The sequence below is a fragment of the Mesorhizobium sp. M2E.F.Ca.ET.209.01.1.1 genome, assembly GCF_004010375.2.
GTDB lineage: Bacteria > Pseudomonadota > Alphaproteobacteria > Rhizobiales > Rhizobiaceae > Mesorhizobium.
Genome location: NZ_SADP02001334.1, coordinates 1 through 251, shown reverse-complemented (window position 1 = coordinate 251; position 251 = coordinate 1). Strand labels below are relative to the sequence as shown.

Sequence of the window (251 nt, the reverse complement as noted above, 5' to 3'; positions counted from 1 at the left end):
GTCGAGATCGCCGTCAGATGGTTTTGGGCGGCGAGGTCCTCGCGGGCAAGAATCCTGTCCAGATCCTTTGGCGCGATCGAAGTGTTTTCCGGCTGGTCGTTGTCATCGAGGCGCTGCAACGCCCGCAGGCCCAGAAGCGCCAGCAGCGCCGCGAAAATCAGCAATCCGGCCAAGGCCAGCACGAGCGAGGTTACGGCCACGGCAACACCGGTAAGCGTGACGTGGCTTAGATCGACGGGCCTGCCGAACAC

At 63.3% G+C, this 251-nt stretch carries 1 protein-coding gene; it reads right to left on the bottom strand.

The window, feature by feature from the left end; all coding sequences use genetic code 11:
- On the bottom strand, positions 1-251 hold a 251-nt coding region (locus EN852_RS41610), incomplete at both ends, for a hypothetical protein (protein ID WP_189546688.1).